The organism is Cellulomonas sp. NPDC055163 (assembly GCF_053607065.1).
The window spans coordinates 106,770-124,431 of sequence record NZ_JBSGSU010000006.1 but is presented as its reverse complement, the minus strand read 5'-3'; the positions used below and the strand labels follow the sequence as shown (position 1 = coordinate 124,431).

The window sequence follows — 17,662 nt, the reverse complement described above, 5'->3', positions numbered from 1 at the left end:
ACCGAAATGGCAAGTCGTTGCCGCACCGGTTCCCCGGCGGGGTGAATCACCGCTCACGGACGGGCGGATGCGGATAAACCGGGCGTCCGTGTCGGTGCAGACCCCTAGGGTGGGCGCGGCTTTCCACACCGGCCCCGCACGGGGGCCGTCCGCACCGCGACACGACAGGGATCACGTGACCCACGACCAGCAGGGCTCCACGCCGGCGAACGAGCCGCAGGGGACCCCCTCCGCCGACACGACTGCGCCCAGCACGCTGAGCCTCGAGAAGACCCCGGCCGCCCCGGCGACCACCGAGGCGCCCGCGGCAGCCACGAGCGACGCCGCCGCACCGGTCGCCACGGCCGACGCCCCGTACCCGCCCGCGGACACGGCGGCCTACCCGCCCGCCGGCTACGGCCAGCCTGGCTACGGCCAGCCCGGTTACGGCCAGCCCGCCCCGGTGTCGCGCGGCACCGACGGGATGTCGATCGCCGCGCTCGTCACCGGCATCCTGGGTCTCGGCGTCGTCCCGATCGTCCTCGGCATCCTGGGCCTCAAGCGCACCAAGGCCAACGGCACGTCGGGCCGTGGCCTGTCGATCGCGGGCATCGTGCTCGGCGCCCTGTCGTTCATCGCGTGGATCGTCCTCGCGATCAGCCTCACGATCGCGAGCAACGCGATCGTCGACTCGGTCAACGAGGCCGGCGGCCTCGAGGAGCTCACCGAGCAGCTCGAGCAGCTCGAGACCCCCGCTGCCGAGGAGCCCGCGACCACCACGGACGGCACCGACGACCTCGCCGCGAGCGCGACGCCGCTCAAGGACATCGCTCCCCTCACGGTCGGGGCGTTCACGACGACGGGCCTGGCGGACGAGGCGACGATCACCGGCGCCGGCGCGCTCGAGGCGTACTCGGCGTCCTACACCGACGGCGCGTCGACGGTCGAGACGGTCGTCTCGAACTGGACCACCGGCGAGGAGGCGATCGCGTTCGCGACCGCGCAGACCGGGGCCCTCGCGCCCGAGAGCCTCATCGACTCCGGCGAGCTCAGCGACGTGCAGCAGTACTGGCTCTACGACGTCGAGGGCACCAGCACGCTCGTCGCGACGAACGACACCGCGACGCTGACCTTCACCGGCCCGGCGGACGCCGTCACCGCGCTGTACAACGAGTACCCGCTGTGACCTGCTGACCTCCACGGCAGCACAGCACGACGCACCACCGACGACCCGGTCCCCCAGGGGCCGGGTCGTCGCGCGTCCCCGTGCGGACGAGGGCCGCCGGTCACGGCGGGGCCGACGACTCCGGCCTGCCCCGGGTGGCTCAGCCGGTGCCGAGGTGGCGCAGGTACCGCTGCGGGTCGTCCAGGTACGAGCGCCAGTGCCCGACGACCGCGAGGTCGTCCCACGCGGTCGGCGCGAACCCGTGCTCGTCGAGCTCCAGGATCGTCGCCCCGGGCAGTGCCGTCAGCAGCGGCGAGTGCGTGGCGCACAGCACCTGCGCCCCCGCCGCACGGAGGTCGCCGAGCACCTCGACGAGCGCGAGGCACGAGGTGAACGAGAGGGCCGCCTCGGGCTCGTCGAGCACGTAGAAGCCCGGCCGCGCGAAGTTGCGAGCGAGCACCTCGAGGAACGACTCGCCGTGGCTCATCTCGTGCAGCGGCGGCGCCGGGTCCCCGGTCTCCTCGAGGTAGGTGTACAGCCCGTGCATCGTCTCGGCGCGCAGGAAGTACCCCCACCGGGGGGCACCGGCCGAGCGCACGACCTGCAGCGCGGAGTGCAGCGGGGACTCGCTCGCGCGCGTCGCGTGGCGGGCGTTCGGGCTGCCGCCCTCGGCGTTCAGTCCCGCCGCCGCGGCGACGGCCTCGACGACCGTGGACTTGCCCGCGCCGTTCTCCCCGACCAGGAACGTCACGCCGGGCGGCACGTCGAGCCCCTCACGCAGGAGCTGCGCGACGGCCGGCACCGTGTACGGCCAGCGGTCGCTCTCGACCTCCGCCCGCGGGTGCCGCTGGACGCGGCGCACCGGGCGCTCGTCGAACAGGTCGCCCGTCACGGCTGCGGGTTGGGGTGTCCTCCACCCGGCCCGTACGGTCCGGGCTCGGCGAAGGCCTGGTCAGGGGCGGGCGGCGCGAGCCGGCTCTCGAGCGCGCGCACGCCGAGCGACACCGCGACGAGCGCGCCACCGAGGTACTGCAGCACAGACAGCAGCTGCCACACCCACTGGAAGAGGACCGCCCCGACGAGCGTGCCGCTGTCCATCAGCTGGTAGGGCAGGACTCCCGCGAGCACGCCGGCGACGAGGAGGCCGACGCCCCACCAGAACATCCCGGCCGCGGTGACTCTCGACGGCATGCCGTCCTCCGGTTCGGTCGCACCCGGCCGGCGGTCGGCCGCGCTCCCGGGAGCGTAGCGCCGGGCGCCCACGGACACGCCGCCGACCGTCGACGCCCCCGGGAGCGCGCCCGGGGGTGCCCCCGGGTGCGCCCTCGGAGCCGGAGGTTACGGTGGCTCCGGTCGACGACGAGCTGGAGGACGCATGTACGTGGAGATCCCGGTCACCGAGGTGCTGGCGCTGGCCGCCGCGCGCGAGCCGCTGCCCCCGATGGTCCGGGCGGTGCGCGCGGAGGGCTCGACGATCCACGCGGACATCGACCTCAACGCGATCCCGGACGCCCCGACAGCGCTGCGCTGGGCCGCGATGGCGCTCGGCACGGTCAGCGTGAGCGCGACGTTCACCGGCTACGCCGAGGGCGTCGCGAGCCTGCGCGTCACGGTGCACGCGCGCTCGCTCCCCGCGCACGTGTTCATCAACCCGCTCGTCGGCCCGATCAACGACGCGCTGCAGCAGCGCGGCCTGCCCGACGGCCTGGTGCAGCTGCGTCGCGGCGAGAGCGAGCCGGTCGTGCTCGTGGGCGTGCAGAGCGCGGTCGACGCGAAGGCCAAGGGCGTCACGATCACGGACGTCGACCTGCGCGACGCGACGGCCCGGGTCCGCGCGACGATCGGCGCCGTCGCGTTCTGAGGCCGAGGGCGGCCGCCGCGAGCGAGGTTCAGCGCCGGGTCGGCTCCGTGCGCTCGACCCGCTCCCACCCCGGCCGCGCCTGGCGGGCGCCGAGCCGGTCGGGGCGGGAGCGGTACACGACGTAGGGCCGCCAGAGGTAGCCGACGGGCGCGCTGAACACGTGCACGAGCCGCGTGAACGGCCACAGCGCGAACAGCAGCATCGCGGCCATGCCGTGCAGCTGGAAGCCGAGCGGGGCGTCGGCCATGAGCTCGGGGTGCAGGTCGAACCGGAAGATCCCCCGGAACCACACGGAGACGCCGTCGCGGTAGTCGTAGTGCCCGCCGAGGTTGAGGACCGACCCGATGATCGTGTTCCACATCCCGAGGAAGATCACGACGGCGAGGACGAGGTACATGACCTTGTCCATGCGGGTCGTCGCCCGGAACACGGGGCCGACGGTGCGGCGGCGGTAGATGAGCAGGACGAGGCCGACGACGGTGCTGAAGCCCGCGACCGCGCCGATGGTGACGGCGAGGACGTGGTAGACCTCCTCGCTCATGCCGACCGCCTCCGTCCACGTCTTGGGGATGCCGAGGCCCATGACGTGCCCGAGGAACACGGCGAGGATCCCGAAGTGGAACAGCGGGCTGGCCCAGCGCAGCAGCCGGCGCTCGTAGAGCTGCGACGAGCGCGTCGTCCACCCGAACTTGTCGTAGCGGTACCGCCACACGTGCCCGAGCACGAAGAACGCGAGGCACACGTAGGGGATGACGACCCAGAGCAGGGTGTCGGCGGTCGTGGTCATCGACGGGCTCCTGTTCCGGGCATGTACGACGGCGGGGCGAACGGCTCGAGGCCGACCTCCTCGCCCGGCGGACCCTCCGCGGCGAGCCGGGCGACGGCCTCGCGGTCGTCGCCGGCGAGCGGCGGGAGCGTCGCGCACACGGCGACGAGCGCGCCCGCGTACGGGGAGCCGGCGTCGAGCAGCGCGAGCCGGAGCAGCTCGAGGCCTGCGCGGTGTGCGAGGAGGAGCCGCAGGCCTGATTCCTGCGCGGCGTCGTCACCGGTCGACGCGAACTCGAGGACGACTGCGAGGTGGTCGGGGAGCTCGTCGGTGGACAGCTCGAACCCCGCCGCCCGGTACGCCTGCTTGAGCTCGACGAGCGCGACGCCGCGCTTGCGGGTGTCGCCGTACGCGTAGTACGTCAGGTACGGCGACCGGCGCCGGGCCAGGTCGAACGTCGTCACGTACTCGGCCGCGAGCGCGACCGGGGTGTGTGCGTCGAGGTGGTCGAGCACCTGCTCGAGCGGGGTGCGGAGGTAGCCGTCGAGCGTGGCGACGGCGGCGCGCAGGTCGGGGAGCATCGCCAGCAGCTCGGGGGCCGGGTAGTCGAGCACCAGCGCGGCGACGCGGTGGACGAGCGCCGTCTCGCGGGTCGCCGCCGTGCGTGCGGCATCGCGGCGCGCGAGCCGCCTCACGACGCGTTCCCGTCGAGCCGGGCGGCGCCGTCGTCCTCGTCGGGCTCGCGCAGGTTCGCGCCGTCGGGCCCGGGCCTCGGCGGGAACATGCCGGCGGGTGCGCTCTTGCCGTCCCAGTTGAGCAGGTTGACGCGCGCCTTCCTCGACGCGGGCTCGGCGACGGTGTCCGTGGTCTGCCGCTGCTGGAGCATGTGGAAGTTCTCCACGGCGATCGGGTCGTTGCCGCCCGAGCCCTCGCCGAACGGCCCGGACCCGCCCATGCCGGGTCCGCCGTCGTAGTCGAGGCTGCACTCCGTCGCGAGCTCCTCGAGGCCGTGCGCCTGCTCGGCGTGGGCTGCGGGGACGACGTACCGCTCGTCGTACTTGGCGAGCGCGAGCAGCCGGTACATCTCGTACATCGTCGCCTCGTCCATGCCCACGGACTCGGGGATGCGCGGGTTGCCGGGGCGGCCCATGTTCAGGTCGCGCATGTAGGAGCGCATCGCGGCGAGCCGCTTGAGCACCGCGGTGACCGGTGCGGTCTCGCCCGCGGTGAAGAGCTCCGCGAGGTACTCGACCGGGATGCGGAGCGTGTCGATGGCCGCGAACAGGTTCGAGGTGTCCTCGCTGTCGACCCCGGTCTCCTGCACCACGTCGACGACGGGCGAGAGCGGCGGGATGTACCAGACCATGGGCATCGTCCGGTACTCGGGGTGCAGCGGCAGGGCGACCTCGTACGTGCTGATGAGCGCCCAGATCGGGGACCGCTGCGCGGCCTGCACCCAGTCGTGCGGGATCCCGGCCCGTTCGGCCTCGCGCTGCACCTCGGGGTCGTGCGGGTCGAGGAACACCCCGCGCTGCGCGGCGAGCAGGTCCTTCTCGTCGGTGACCGACGCCGCCGCGAGGACCCGGTCCGCGTCGTACAGGACCAGCCCGATGTACCGCAGGCGCCCGACGCACGTCTCCGAGCAGACCGTCGGCAGCCCGACCTCGATGCGCGGGAAGCAGAACGTGCACTTCTCGGCCTTGCCGGTCTTGTGGTTGAAGTAGACCTTCTTGTACGGGCAGCCCGTGACGCACTTGCGCCAGCCGCGGCACGCGTCCTGGTCGACGAGCACGATGCCGTCCTCGGCGCGCTTGTAGATCGCGCCCGACGGGCACGACGCCGCGCACGACGGGTTGAGGCAGTGCTCGCAGATGCGCGGCAGGTAGAACATGAACGTCTGCTCGAACTCGAGCCGCACCTTGTCCGAGACCTTCTTCAGCACCGGGTCGTGGACGGTGAGCTCCGGGGACCCGCCGAGGTCGTCGTCCCAGTTCGCGCTCCAGCCGACCTGCATGTCCTTGCCGCTGAGCAGCGACTTCGGGCGGGCGACCGGCACGTGGTCCTGCAGCGGGGCGTTCGTCAGGTTCTCGTAGTCGTACGTCCACGGCTCGTAGTACTCGTCGATCGACGGCTGCTTGGGGCTCGCGAAGATCGTCAGCAGGTTCTTGAGCCGCCCGCCCGCCTTGAGCTGGAGGCGGCCCTTCCGGTTCAGCGTCCAGCCGCCCTCCCACGTCTGCTGGTCCTCGTAGGTGCGTGGGTAGCCCTGGCCGGGGCGGGTCTCGACGTTGTTGAACCAGACGTACTCGGTGCCCGTGCGGTTCGTCCACGCCTGCTTGCACGTGACCGAGCACGTGTGGCAGCCGATGCACTTGTCGAGGTTCATGACCATCGCCATCTGCGCCATCACTCGCACGATCAGTACTCCACGTCCTGCGAGCGGCGACGGACGACCGTCACCTCGTCGCGCTGGTTGCCGGTCGGGCCGAGGTAGTTGAACGCGTAGGCGAGCTGCGCGTACCCGCCGACGAGGTGGCTGGGCTTCACGAGCAGCCGGGTCAACGAGTTGTGGATGCCGCCCCGCTTCCCGGTCGTCTCCGCCTTGGGGACATCGATGAGCCGGTCCTGCGCGTGGTACATGTACACGGTCCCCTCGGGCATCCGGTGCGAGACGATCGCCCGCGCGACCACCACGCCGTTGCGGTTCACGGCCTCGACCCAGTCGTTGTCACGGACGCCGACCTTCGCCGCGTCGCGGTCGCTCATCCAGATCGCGGGGCCGCCGCGCGAGAGCGACAGCATGAAGAGGTTGTCCTGGTACTCGGAGTGGATCGACCACTTGTTGTGCGGGGTCAGGTAGCGGACCGTCACGCCGAGCTCGCCCCTCGGCCCCGCCGGGCCCGTCGCGCCCACGGCCCCCTCGCTGAACAGCGCCTGCATGTTCAGCGGCGGCCGGAACACCGGGAGGCCCTCCCCGAGCTCGGTCATCCAGTCGTGGTCGAGGTAGAAGTGCTGGCGGCCCGTGAGCGTGTGCCAGGGCTTGAGCCGCTCGACGTTGACGGTGAACGGTGAGTACCGCCGGCCGCCGTGCTCGGTCCCGGACCACTCGGGTGAGGTGATGACGGTCGTCGGGGCGGCCTGGGTGTCGGCGAACGTGACCTGCTTGCCCTCGTGCTCGGCGGCCAGGTCGGCCATGAGCGTCCCGGTGCGCTTCTCGAGGGTGTGGAAGCCCTGCACCGCGAGCCGGCCGTTCGTCGTGCCGGACAGCGCGAGGATCGCCTCGCACGCGTGCACGTCCCGGGACAGCAGCGGGCGACCGTCGGCCACCGCTCCGGGCGCCCCGGCGGGGATCCGCGCGACGCCGTTCTTGCGGCGCAGGTACTCGATCTCCGGGCCGACGTCGAACGTCACGCCCTTGGTCGTCAGGCCGGCGGTGTCGGGGACCGGCCCGAGCGTCGCGAGCTTCGCGGCGACCGCCGGGTAGTCCCGCTCGATCACGACGAGCCTCGGCATCGTGCGGCCCGGCACCGCGTCGCACTCGCCCGCCTTCCAGTCCTGCACCCGGCCGTGGGGGTTCGCCATCGCGTCCGGGGTGTCGTGCGTCAGCGGGACCGCCACGACGTCCTGCCGCACGCCGAGGTGCGTCGCGGACTGCCGGGAGAACTCACGGGCGAGGGTGTGGAAGATCTCGAAGTCCGTGCGGGTCTGCCACGGCGGCGCGATCGCCGGGCTGAACGAGTTCACGAACGGGTGCATGTCCGTCGTGTTCAGGTCGTGCTTCTCGTACCAGGTCGCCGCGGGCAGCACGACGTCGGAGTAGACGGTCGTGCTCGTCATGCGGAAGTCGAGGGACAGCAGCAGGTCGAGCTTCCCGGTGGGCGCCTCGTCGTGCCATGTGACGTCGCGCGGCCGCGACCCGGGCGGCGCCTCCTCGGCCAGCAGGTTCGAGTCGGTCCCGAGCAGGTGGTGCAGGAAGTACTCGTTGCCCTTGCCCGACGAGCCGAGCAGGTTGGCCCGCCACACCGTCAGGACGCGCGGCCAGTTCTCGGGGGCGTCCGGGTCCTCGGCCGCGAACCGCAGCCGGCCGCCGGTGAGCTCGCGCGGCACGTACTCCCCGACGGGCAGCCCGGCCGCCTCGGCGTCGGCCGCGAGGTCGAGCGGGTTGCGGTCGAACGTCGGGTAGGACGGCATCCAGCCCATCCGCGCCGACTTCGCGATGACGTCGGCCGTCGTCATCCCGGCGAACGCCCCGCCGGTGCCCGGTGTCGCGGCGGAGAGGGTGTCGGCGCTGAACGGGTCGTACCGGAACTGGTTCGTGTGCAGGTACCAGTACGCGGTCTGGATCATCGTCCGGGGCGGGCGGGCCCAGTCGTTCGCGGTCGCGTACATCTGCTGGCCGGTGACCGGGCGGACCTTCTCCTGCCCGACGTAGTGCGCCCAGCCGCCGCCGTTGACCCCCTGGCAGCCCGTGAGGGTCGTGAGCGTGAGGAACGTGCGGTAGATCGTGTCCGAGTGGAACCAGTGGTTGGTCCCGGCGCCCATGAGGATCATCGACCGGCCGCGCGACTCCTCGGCGTTGGCGGCGAACTCCCGCCCGATCCGCTCGGCCTTGGCCGCGGGGACGCCCGTGAACTGCTCCTGCCACGCGGGCGTCCCGGGCTGCGACGCGTCGTCGTACCCGGTGGGCCACTCCCCCGGCAGACCCGCCCGGCCGACGCCGTACTGCGCGAGCAGCAGGTCCAGCACGGTCGTCACCACGTGGTCGCCGACCCGCCGCACGGGCACCCCGCGCCGCGACACCGCCGCCGAGCCGTCGAGCGTGTCGAACCGCGGCAGCTCGACGACGACCGACTCCGCCGAGCCCACCTCGCCGAGCACCGGGCCGCCCGCGCTGAGCAGCGGCTCGACGTCGCCGAGGTCGAGGTTCCACCGCCCGACGCCCTGCTCGCCGTACCGGTGGCCCAGCGAACCGCCGGGCACCACCGGCCGGTCCGTCCGCGCGTCGAGCAGCACCGTCTTGAACGCCGCGTTCTCGCCCTGCGCCTCCGCGCCGGGCAGGTCCTCCGCGGTGAGGAACTTGCCCGGGACCCAGCGCCCGTGCCGCTCCTCGAGCCGCACCAGGAACGGCAGGTCGGTGAACCGCTGCACGTAGTCGGTGAAGTACGGCACCTGCCGGTCGACGAAGAACTCCTTGAGGGTCACGTGCCCCATCGCCGTCGCGAGCGCGCCGTCGGTCCCCGGCTGCACCGCGAGCCACTCGTCGGCGAACTTCACGTTGTCCGCGTAGTCGGGCGAGACGGCGACCACCTTCTGCCCGCGATAGCGCGCCTCCGCCATCCAGTGCGCGTCCGGCGTGCGGGTCACGGGCACGTTCGAGCCCCACATGACGAGGTAGCCCGCGTCCCACCAGTCCCCCGACTCCGGGACGTCCGTCTGGTCGCCGAACACCTGCGGCGACGCGACCGGGAGGTCCGCGTACCAGTCGTAGAACGACAGCATCGGGGCGCCGATCAGCGCGTGGTACCGGGCGCCGGCCCCGTGCGACACCATCGACATCGCCGGGATCGGCGAGAACCCCGCGACGCGGTCCGGCCCGTGCTCCTTGATCGTGTGCACCTGCGCCGCGGCGACCATCTCGACGGCCTCGTCCCACGTCGCCCGGACCAGCCCACCCTTGCCTCGCGCACGCTTGTACCGCCGGGACCTCTCCGGATCGCCGACGACGTCCGCCCACGCGAGCACCGGGTCCCCGAGCCGCGCCCTCGCCTCGCGGTACATCTCGAGGAGCACGCCACGCACGTACGGGTACCGGACCCGGGTGGGCGAGTACGTGTACCAGCTGAACGCCGCACCGCGCGGGCACCCCCGCGGCTCGTACTCCGGGGAGTCCGGGCCCACCGACGGGTAGTCGGTCTGCTGCGACTCCCACGTGATGATGCCGTCCTTGACGTACACCTTCCACGAGCACGAGCCCGTGCAGTTGACCCCGTGCGTCGAGCGGACCACCTTGTCGTGGCTCCAGCGGTCCCGGTAGAAGGTGTCGGCGTCACGCCCGCCGATCTGGTGCAGCGTCCGCAGGTCCGGCGACACGGAGCTCTTCGTCAGGAACCGCCGCGTCTTGAGCAGCGCCTCCGTCACGTCGCCGTCGAGCCGGGGCGGGTCGTTCTGCAGGGTCACGGTGCGAGGTCCTTCCGGGTGGACGGGTCCTGCGGCTGGTGCGGGTCGCGCGGGTGGTGCGGGGTCGTGCTGCGGTCCGGGTGGCGGACCGGGACGGGGTGCGGGGCAGGCGGGTGCGGGGCGACCGTCAGGCGGGGGCGCGCTGCGCGCGCGCGTTGCGGCGGACGGGCCCGCGGGTGAACACGGCCGTGAGCACGCAGACGACGGCGAGCAGCGCGAGGCCGAGGCTGTAGTCGCCGGCTACGTCGAACACCGCACCCATGACGAGCGGCGGCACGAACCCGCCGAGCCCGCCCGCGGCACCGACGAGCCCCGTGACCGCACCCACCTTCTCGGGCGGGGCGAGGCTCGCGACCAGCCCGAACGTGGCGCCCGACGACGCACCGAGCAGCGCTGCGAGCCCGAGGAACGCGATCGTGCCGACCGGGACGAGCGCCAGCTCGAGCGCCGCGACGCCGGCGAGCACCGCGGCGCCCCCGAAGCACACGGCGAGCACCGTCGTGGCCTCGAAGCGGTCGGTCAGCGCACCGCCGACCGGACGCATGAGCACGGCGAGCACGACGAAGCCCGCGGTCCGCAGCGCCGCGTCCTCCTGCGTGAGGTCGAACGCGTTGATGAGGTAGGTGGGCAGGTACACGCTGAACGCGACGAACCCGCCGAAGCCCACGGCGTACAGCACGCTGAGCTGCCCCGTCGCCCGCAGCCGCGCCGTCGCCCACGTCCGGGCGAGGAACGAGCCCTGCGGCACGACGCGTCCGGGGGCGTCGCGCACGAGCGCGCCGGACACGACCGCGTAGACCGTGAGCACGCCGGCGACGAGGAGGAACGGCGCCTCCGGGCCCACCGCGTTCGTGAGCCGCACGGTGGTGAACGCCGAGATCGCCGTCCCGCCCATGCCGAGCCCGAAGATCCCGAGGGCCGTCCCGCGCCTCGCCGGGGGGTACCACGCGTTGACGAGCGGGACGCCGATCGCGAACGCCGTGCCGCCCAGCCCGAGGAAGAACCCACCGACCAGCATCGCGGGGAAGCTCTCCGCGACGAGACCGACGAACAGCACCGGCAGCACCGTCAGGATGCTCACGGCCGGGAACATGACCCGCGCGCCGACCCGGTCCGTGAGCGCGCCCACCGGGATCCGGCCGAGCGACCCCACGACGACGGGCACCGCGACCAGCACCGCCTGCTCGAACCCGGTCAGGTCGAGCCGCTCCCGGTACGCCGCGCCGAGCGGGCTGATGAGCGCCCACGCCCAGAAGTTGACGAGGAACCCGACCGTCGCGAGCACGAGGTTCCGGGTCGACCCGGTGGGTGTCGCGGACGGCGTCGAGCGGGCCGTCGCCGCCGTCGCGCGCCCTCCGGAGGGGCGCCCCGGAGGGGCTGTCCCGGCACGACCGTGCTGCTGTCCGCTGCGTCCCGACATGGGGCCCCCTCGCAGTTCGTCACGTCGTCGTGACTCCTCGGCAGGTCCTGGCGAACGTAGCACCGGGCGCTCGCGGGCGGCAGGACGTCAGTCCCTTGACCTGGGCGGAGACGTCGCGGTGACGGGTGCGAGGCCGCGTGGACCACACGGGCGCGCCGGTGCCGAGGACGCGTGAATGCCGGCGACGCGACGCGCCCGCGCGGCCTAGGGTGCCGCCGTGATGACCGCCGAGGAGATCCGTCGGCGCGCGGCGCGCATCCAGCACGCCCGCGCTGCGGCGCTCGCGCTCGTCCCGGCCCACGACCGTTCCCTCCCGCGTGCCCGTCGCAACGCGGCGCAGCGCACCCGGGACGACCGTCTGCGGGCGGCGGAGCGGGCTCACACCGACGCGTGCGCGGTGCTGTGGGCGGAGCAGGCGGCCCTCTTCGCCCCGCTCGAGCGGGCACGCGACGCCCTGCTGAGCGGCGACGGGGACGCCGTCGAGCAGCTGCTCGTGCTCCTCGAGGCGGACCCGTGGTGCACCGGCTCCGGCTACCTCAAGGCCGAGGTCATGGAGGCGTTCGTGCGGTTCTCCGACCGCGACCCGCGCACCGTGCGCCGGCTCCAGGACGTCGTCGTGCACCGCGCCGCCTGGCCCCAGCGACGGCTGCTGCGACCGACGGCTCGTCTCGCGGTGTCCATGTGGGACGACGGGCTGCGCGCACGCATCGAAGCGGTGGCGACGGACGACGGCACCGCCGGGACGGCGGCGCGGATGCTGCTCGACGCCGTGGCTCGGCGGCAGGTGCCCCCGCCGGTGGGCGGACGCGTCGAGTCCCGCGGCGCGTGAAGAGGACCCATCGCGCCGGTGCGGTGCGACCCGGTCAGCGCGCCAGGCGGCTGGCCGGGAGCTGCTTGCCCTGCTCGGCGCCCTGGCGGCTCTCGGCCTGCGCGCGGTGGAAGAACTCGGCGAGCTCGGTGTCGCCGTCGCGCTCCGCGTCCTCGATGTACGACTCGAGCCGCAGCGGGAGGCGCTGTCGCCGTCTTGCCACGGGCCGGCCCTGCGGCATAAACTAAGCGCGCATACCAAATCGAGAGGACGACGCCATGTGGACCACCGAGCACAGCACCACGACGGACATCTCCCCCGCAGGCGTGTGGGCCGCGCTGCGCGACCTGCACAGCGGCATCCCCCTGGGACCCGGCAGCGACCGCTTCGAGCTGCACGGGCCGTTCGCGGTCGGCACCGAGCTCTCCGTCACCCCGCAGGGCCAGGACACGATGCGCTCCGTCATCACCGCGCTCGAGCCCGAGCACGTGTACGCCGACGCCACGAGCTTCGGCGACCTCGTGCTCGAGTTCCGCCACACGCTGGAGCCCCAGCCCGACGGCCGGACCCGCGTCACGCACCGGCTCACGATCGACGGCCCCTCGGCGGACGCCGTTGGCCCCGAGCTCGGGCCGCAGATCAGCAGCGACTTCCCCGCGGCGATGGACGAGCTCCTCGCCGCCGCACGGACCCGGGACACGGCGGCGGTGGCGCGCTGAGCACGAGCGACGCCGGCGCCCGGCGCAGGGCCCTCCGCACCGGCCACGCGGACGCCGACGAGAGCCCCGGCCTGCTGCTCTGGCGGGTCACGAACGCCTGGCAGGCGGCCCAGCGGTCCGCGCTGCGCCCGTTCGACCTCACGCACGTGCAGTTCGTGCTGCTCGCGTCGCTCGCCTGGCTCCACGGCGAGGAACCCGTCATGCAACGGCAGCTCGCCGCGCACGCCGGCACCGACCCCATGATGACGTCCCAGGTGCTCCGGACCCTCGAGGGCAAGGGGCTCGTCGAACGCCACGCGCACCCTCGCGACGCACGTGCCCGAGCACTGCGGGTCACGCCCGCCGGGCTCGAGCTCGCCAACCGCGCCGTCGTGGTCGTCGAGGAGGTCGACGCGCGGTTCTTCGGCCCTCTCGGTGCGGAGGGCCGAGAGCTCGCCCGGATGCTCGCGCGGCTCGCGGCGGGATGAGCGGGCGGCGACCGGGTGCGCACGCTCCGCGCCCCGGACGCCTCAGCCGCTCGTGAGCACGACGAGCCGCTGGGTCGCGCGGGTCATCGCGACGTAGCGGTCGACCGTCCCCTCGATGCCCGCGCCGCCCGAGCCCCACGCCTCGGGGTCCACGAGCACGACGAGGTCGAACTCGAGCCCCTTGGTCAGCTCGGGGCTCAGCGAGCGCACCCGGTCACGCGCACGGAAGCCGGGGTCGCCGACGACGACCGCGACGCCCTCGTCGTGCTCCGCGAGCCAGGCGTCGAGGACCGCGTCGCGCTCGGAGACGTCCGCGTGGACCACCGGGACGCCGGACCGCCGCACCGCCGTCGGGACGTTCGCGTCCGGCAGCACCGAGCGGATGACGGGCTCCGCGGCGGCCATGACCTCCTCGGGCGTCCGGTAGCCGATCGTCAGCGACGCGACCTCGACGTGCGTGAGCCCGACGCGCGCGAGCCGCTCGTGCCACGGCTCGGTGAACCCGTGCCGGGCCTGCGCGCGGTCCCCGACGATCGTGAGGCTGCGCGACGGGCAGCGGGCGAGCAGCATCTGCCACTCGGCGTCGGTGAGCTCCTGCGCCTCGTCGACCACGACGTGCGCGAACGGCCCCGCGAGCAGGTCCGGGTCGGTGCGCCGCGGGAGCTCCCGGTCGACGAGGGCGTCCTGCAGGTCCTGCCCGCGCAGCATCGACATGAGGTGCAGCTCCGAGTCGTCGGTCTCGATGAGGTGCGCGACGACGTCGGCCATCCGCTCGCGCTCGGCGGCCACGGTCGCCTCGTGGCGCGCGCGGCGACGGGACGACTCCGGGTCGCCGAGCCGTCGGCGCGCGGCGTCGAGCAGCGGCAGGTCGGCGACGGTCCACGCCTGGGCGTCCGGGCGCTGGAGCGCCGCGACCTCACCCGCGTCGAGCCACGGTGCGCACAGGCGCAGGTACGCGGGCACCGACCACAGGTCGCCGACGACGTCGGTCGGCTCGAGCAGCGGCCACGCCCGTCCGAACGCGCGCACGAGGTCCGGGTCGCGCGCGAGCGCCCGGCGCAGGAGCCCCGCGTCGACGTCCTCGTCCTCGTCGCGGTGCTTGTCGACGAGGATCGCGAGCAGCGCGTCCCAGACCTCGTCGCGGGCCTCGTTGTGCGGGGTGCCGGGCTCCGCCGCCTCGAACGCCTCGGCCCAGTCGTCGGGCCCGAGCCACACGTCCGCCCAGTCGGTCTCGACGGTCGTGCCCGCCGCCGGCGGTCGCTCGTAGAACGCGACCGCCCGGTCGATCGCGCCGACCATGCCGGCTGACGACTTCAGCCGCGCGACCTCCGGGTCCGGCTCGGGCCCGGCGGCGGCACCCTCCGGCACGAGGTCGCGCAGCGTGCACGTCTGCACGCCCTCCTCCCCCAGGCTCGGCAGCACGTCGCCGACGTACGCGAGGTACGGCTCGTGCGGCCCGACGAACAGCACGCCGCCGCGCCGGTGCCCGAGGCGCGGGTCGGAGTACAGCAGGTACGCCGTCCGGTGCAGCGCGACGACCGTCTTGCCGGTGCCCGGGCCGCCGTCCACCACGAGCGCCCCCCGCGAGCCCGCCCGCACGATCGCGTCCTGGTCGGCCTGGATCGTCGCCAGCACGTCCCGCATCCGCGGTGAGCGGCTCGCGCCGAGACTCGCGACGAACGCCGACTGGTCGTCGAGCGCGGCGTGCCCCTCGAGGCCGTCCACGCTGAAGACCTCGTCCCAGTAGTCGCTGACCCGCCCGCGCGCCCAGCGGTACCGGCGCCGGCTCGCCAGACCCATCGGGTCCCCGTGCGAGGCACCGAAGAACGGCTCGGCCGCCGGGGAGCGCCAGTCCACGAGCAGCCGCCGCCCGTCCGCGCCGGTCAGCCCGGCGCGCCCGACGTAGACCGGCTCCGAGCCGTCGGCCGGCACCATCCGCCCGAGGCAGAGGTCGAGGCCGAACCGCCGCAGCAGGCGCAGGCGCGCGGTCAGGCGGTGGATCTCCTGGTCGCGCTCGAGCGCCGCCGTGCCGCTGCCACCGGGAGCACGGCGCGCGGCCTCGAGCCGCCTCGACAGCTCGGCGAGCTGCTCGTCGAGTGCTGCGGCGACGGCCGCGAGGTGCTGCTCGTCGGCGGCGGTCAGGGCCGGGTCGGCCTTGGCGGTGAGGCGCGGGGGGAGGTCGAACGCGCTGGTCGTCACGGGGTGCACGGGGTCCGCCCATCTGCGTCGGGACTGCCTGGGCCGGCGATTCTGCGCCCCGACGGGGGTCTTGCCACAAGCCCCGGGGTGCTTTATAGGTTGAGAGTGGCGGGAGCTCGCCGTCGCCGGTCCCGGTGCGACGCGACGCACGGTGGTGGTGTCCCGACCGCGTCCGCGGACGTGATCGGATGGACCCGTGACCGCACGCGACCGCACCCTCCTCGCCCGCCGCGCCTTCACCACCGTCGCCGTCGTCGAGGCGGTGACCTGGACCGGCCTCCTCGTCGGGATGTTCCTCAAGTACGTCACCGAGACGACCGAGGCCGGCGTGTGGCTGTTCGGGCGGCTGCACGGCGCCGCGTTCCTCGTCTACTGCGTCACGACGCTCGTCGCCGCCCGGGTGCTGCGCTGGTCGTGGCTCGTGACGCTGCTCGCGCTCGCGGCGAGCGTCCCGCCGCTGACGACGCTGCTGTTCGAGGTCGTGGCACGCCGGCGAGGGCTGCTCGGCGGTGTGCGACCGGGGGCGGACCACACGCAGGCCGTGCCCGCGCAGGTCTGAGCGAGGCGGGATGCGGAGGTCGCGGGCCACCCGACGAGCCTGCCGCGCGGCCGCGCTCTGCAGCGGTGCGCGCCGCGGTGCGCGTGACGCGTGCGGGCCGAGGTGCCGCTGCCGCCACACTGGGCGCATGGCCACCCCCAGGCTCGAGGGCATCACCGTGCTCGCGGACGACGTCGCCCGCCTCAGCGCCTTCTACCGCGACGCGCTCGGACTCACGATCGAGGTCGAGGAGGAGCGGTACGTCGCGTTCGGCGGCGAGGGCGTCCGGTTCGCGGTCTTCTCGCGCGCCGGCATGCTCGCGAACACGCACGACCACCCCGCGTACCGCGCCCGGACGTCCGGTCAGGCGTTCGAGCTGAACTTCGAGTGCGCCGACCGCGGCGAGGTCGACGAGAGGTTCGCGTGGCTCTCGACCCACGGCGCCGAGCCGGTCGCGCAGCCGGTCGAGACGGCGTGGGGGCACTACACGGGGTTCTTCGCGGACCCCGAGGGCAACATCCACTCGCTGTTCGCCGTCCTGGGAACGTCCACCTAGGACACGGCCATCGCCACGAGCTCGGGCACCGTCCAGGTGCCGTCGAGCACGGCCGATCGCGGTCGGTAGAGCCGGACCAGCAGGTTCCAGTCCTTCGGGGTCGGGATGGCGTTCGGCAGGTCGGTGCCGTCGTCGCGCACGAACCGCACGGTCACGCCGCCGTCCGCATCGCGCGCCCCCGTGACGCTGTTGACCGTGTACCGGCCGAGACGGTTGCGCTCGAAGAACCCGCGCCCGTCGTAGACCGAGACGGACCAGAACGCGTCGACCGGCACGTCGACGAAGCGCATCTCGTAGTCACCGGGCGGCAGCCGCGGGTCGACGGCGACGTACGTGGCCTCGGTGCTGGGCAGGCCGCCCCACCCGGCCGCCGTGCCGATGAGGTGCCGGACCGGGTCGACCTGGTCGGGGCGACCGAACATCCGGTCGAAGGCGGTCAGGCCCCTCGCCAGCTGCAGCAGCGCCGCACGGGTCTCGTCCAGGGTGGGGACGTCCCACTCGAGGCTCCGGTAGGGCGCGGCCGAGCCGCACTCGAGGGCGTAGCGGTCCTGGAGCGCGGCCGTCGTGGCGACGTCCGCGGGGTCGTCCGGGTCGACGAGCGTGCGGACCGCCACGAGGGCGTACCGGGAGCCGACCGCCTCCGGGCGGAGGTCGAACGTGCCTGCGCCGTGGAAGATCTCGGCGACGACGTGGTCCTCGCTGACCACCATGACGGAGACGTACCGTCCCCCGTGCTCGGGGATCGTCACGGTCCCGCCGGCGGCGAGGTCCACGACCGCGAAGCTGTAGAGGGTGTCCCGGTTGAGCCGGATCACCGGCTGGTCGTCGATCGGTGCCGGCTCACGGTCGTGGCGGAACGTGTTGACGCCGCCGGCGCCCCGTTGCAGGTCGGTCAGCATCCGCGCGGTCTCGGCGCGCACGAAGTTGTCGACGTTCACGTGTGTACCCATCCGGGCCTCCTGGGGTGCTGGTTCCGGCACGTCGCGGCGCTCCCCACGGTGGAGCGGCCG

General features: G+C 73.7%; 17 protein-coding genes. 7 read left to right on the top strand and 10 right to left on the bottom strand.

Features of this window, described 5'->3' with window-relative positions; all coding sequences use genetic code 11:
* Positions 1-175: 175 nt before the first annotated feature.
* Positions 176-1,165: a DUF4190 domain-containing protein gene (locus ACWFNE_RS13090; protein ID WP_452122869.1), complete on the top strand. Its 990-nt coding sequence runs from the start codon at positions 176-178 to the stop codon at positions 1,163-1,165.
* A 139-nt stretch (positions 1,166-1,304) separates the two neighbouring features.
* Here the strand turns inward: ACWFNE_RS13090 and ACWFNE_RS13085 are convergent, their stop codons facing one another.
* Both ACWFNE_RS13085 and ACWFNE_RS13080 read right to left on the bottom strand, forming a co-directional pair.
* Complete coding sequence (locus ACWFNE_RS13085; protein ID WP_452122868.1) at positions 1,305-2,036, bottom strand: AAA family ATPase; 732 nt, start codon at positions 2,034-2,036, stop codon at positions 1,305-1,307.
* Positions 2,033-2,335, bottom strand: a complete 303-nt coding sequence (locus ACWFNE_RS13080; RefSeq protein ID WP_452122867.1) for a hypothetical protein — start codon at positions 2,333-2,335, stop codon at positions 2,033-2,035. Before ACWFNE_RS13080 ends, ACWFNE_RS13085 begins: the two co-directional genes overlap by 4 nt.
* 184 nt (positions 2,336-2,519) lie before the next feature.
* Between ACWFNE_RS13080 and ACWFNE_RS13075 the strand changes: the two genes are divergently transcribed.
* Complete coding sequence (locus ACWFNE_RS13075) at positions 2,520-3,005, top strand: hypothetical protein (protein ID WP_412870301.1); 486 nt, start codon at positions 2,520-2,522, stop codon at positions 3,003-3,005.
* A 28-nt stretch (positions 3,006-3,033) separates the two neighbouring features.
* On the opposite strand, the gene narI is transcribed toward ACWFNE_RS13075, so the two are convergent.
* The 5 genes from narI to ACWFNE_RS13050 all read right to left on the bottom strand — a co-directional run bounded on the left by narI (position 3,034) and on the right by ACWFNE_RS13050 (position 11,230).
* Positions 3,034-3,792 carry a respiratory nitrate reductase subunit gamma gene (gene narI / locus ACWFNE_RS13070; protein WP_452122866.1) on the bottom strand — a complete coding sequence of 253 codons (759 nt, stop codon included), beginning with the start codon at positions 3,790-3,792 and terminating at the stop codon, positions 3,034-3,036.
* A complete protein-coding gene (gene narJ / locus ACWFNE_RS13065; RefSeq protein ID WP_452122865.1) occupies positions 3,789-4,466 on the bottom strand; it encodes a nitrate reductase molybdenum cofactor assembly chaperone in 678 nt (225 codons plus the stop codon). Before narJ ends, narI begins: the two co-directional genes overlap by 4 nt.
* On the bottom strand, positions 4,463-6,184 hold the full coding sequence (narH, locus tag ACWFNE_RS13060) for a nitrate reductase subunit beta (protein WP_452122864.1): 1,722 nt from the start codon (positions 6,182-6,184) through the stop codon (positions 4,463-4,465). The genes narJ and narH overlap by 4 nt, the downstream gene beginning before the upstream one ends.
* 2 nt (positions 6,185-6,186) lie before the next feature.
* Positions 6,187-9,945, bottom strand: coding sequence for a nitrate reductase subunit alpha (locus ACWFNE_RS13055; RefSeq protein ID WP_452122863.1), 3,759 nt, complete (start codon positions 9,943-9,945; stop codon positions 6,187-6,189).
* Between the two features lie 127 nt (positions 9,946-10,072).
* Positions 10,073-11,230: an MFS transporter gene (locus ACWFNE_RS13050; protein ID WP_452122862.1), complete on the bottom strand. Its 1,158-nt coding sequence runs from the start codon at positions 11,228-11,230 to the stop codon at positions 10,073-10,075.
* Between the two features lie 355 nt (positions 11,231-11,585).
* On the opposite strand from ACWFNE_RS13050, the gene ACWFNE_RS13045 reads away from it, so the two are divergent.
* On the top strand, positions 11,586-12,194 hold the full coding sequence (locus ACWFNE_RS13045; RefSeq protein ID WP_452122861.1) for a hypothetical protein: 609 nt from the start codon (positions 11,586-11,588) through the stop codon (positions 12,192-12,194).
* 34 nt (positions 12,195-12,228) lie between these two features.
* Here the strand turns inward: ACWFNE_RS13045 and ACWFNE_RS13040 are convergent, their stop codons facing one another.
* Positions 12,229-12,396 carry a hypothetical protein gene (locus ACWFNE_RS13040; RefSeq protein ID WP_452122860.1) on the bottom strand — a complete coding sequence of 56 codons (168 nt, stop codon included), beginning with the start codon at positions 12,394-12,396 and terminating at the stop codon, positions 12,229-12,231.
* A gap of 55 nt (positions 12,397-12,451) precedes the next feature.
* Between ACWFNE_RS13040 and ACWFNE_RS13035 the strand changes: the two genes are divergently transcribed.
* Positions 12,452-12,892: an SRPBCC family protein gene (locus ACWFNE_RS13035; protein ID WP_452122859.1), complete on the top strand. Its 441-nt coding sequence runs from the start codon at positions 12,452-12,454 to the stop codon at positions 12,890-12,892.
* Positions 12,893-13,038: 146 nt separating this feature from the next.
* Entirely contained in the window at positions 13,039-13,359 is a 321-nt protein-coding gene (locus ACWFNE_RS13030) for a MarR family winged helix-turn-helix transcriptional regulator (protein WP_452122858.1), read from the top strand.
* Between the two features lie 42 nt (positions 13,360-13,401).
* Here ACWFNE_RS13030 and helR read toward each other — a convergent pair whose 3' ends face one another.
* Complete coding sequence (gene helR / locus ACWFNE_RS13025) at positions 13,402-15,567, bottom strand: RNA polymerase recycling motor ATPase HelR (protein WP_452122857.1); 2,166 nt, start codon at positions 15,565-15,567, stop codon at positions 13,402-13,404.
* Positions 15,568-15,754: 187 nt separating this feature from the next.
* On the opposite strand from helR, the gene ACWFNE_RS13020 reads away from it, so the two are divergent.
* Complete coding sequence (locus ACWFNE_RS13020; protein ID WP_452122856.1) at positions 15,755-16,117, top strand: DUF3817 domain-containing protein; 363 nt, start codon at positions 15,755-15,757, stop codon at positions 16,115-16,117.
* Between the two features lie 127 nt (positions 16,118-16,244).
* Positions 16,245-16,652 (top strand): VOC family protein, encoded by a 408-nt coding sequence (locus ACWFNE_RS13015; RefSeq protein ID WP_452122855.1) that lies wholly within the window; start codon positions 16,245-16,247, stop codon positions 16,650-16,652.
* Here the strand turns inward: ACWFNE_RS13015 and ACWFNE_RS13010 are convergent.
* A complete protein-coding gene (locus ACWFNE_RS13010) occupies positions 16,649-17,602 on the bottom strand; it encodes a DUF1214 domain-containing protein (RefSeq protein ID WP_452122854.1) in 954 nt (317 codons plus the stop codon). The two genes, ACWFNE_RS13015 and ACWFNE_RS13010, sit on opposite strands and share 4 nt — an antisense overlap.
* Positions 17,603-17,662: the final 60 nt, after the last annotated feature.

Excerpts from the sequence above, each read along its gene's own strand:
- ACWFNE_RS13080 (WP_452122867.1), bottom strand. The coding sequence starts at position 2,335 with ATGCCGTCGAGAGTCACCGCGGCCGGGATGTTCTGGTGGGGCGTCGGC.
- ACWFNE_RS13075 (WP_412870301.1), top strand. The coding sequence starts at position 2,520 with ATGTACGTGGAGATCCCGGTCACCGAGGTGCTGGCGCTGGCCGCCGCG.
- narI (WP_452122866.1), bottom strand. The coding sequence starts at position 3,792 with ATGACCACGACCGCCGACACCCTGCTCTGGGTCGTCATCCCCTACGTG.
- ACWFNE_RS13045 (WP_452122861.1), top strand. The coding sequence starts at position 11,586 with ATGACCGCCGAGGAGATCCGTCGGCGCGCGGCGCGCATCCAGCACGCC.
- ACWFNE_RS13035 (WP_452122859.1), top strand. The coding sequence starts at position 12,452 with ATGTGGACCACCGAGCACAGCACCACGACGGACATCTCCCCCGCAGGC.
- ACWFNE_RS13015 (WP_452122855.1), top strand. The coding sequence starts at position 16,245 with ATGGCCACCCCCAGGCTCGAGGGCATCACCGTGCTCGCGGACGACGTC.
- ACWFNE_RS13010 (WP_452122854.1), bottom strand. The coding sequence starts at position 17,602 with ATGGGTACACACGTGAACGTCGACAACTTCGTGCGCGCCGAGACCGCG.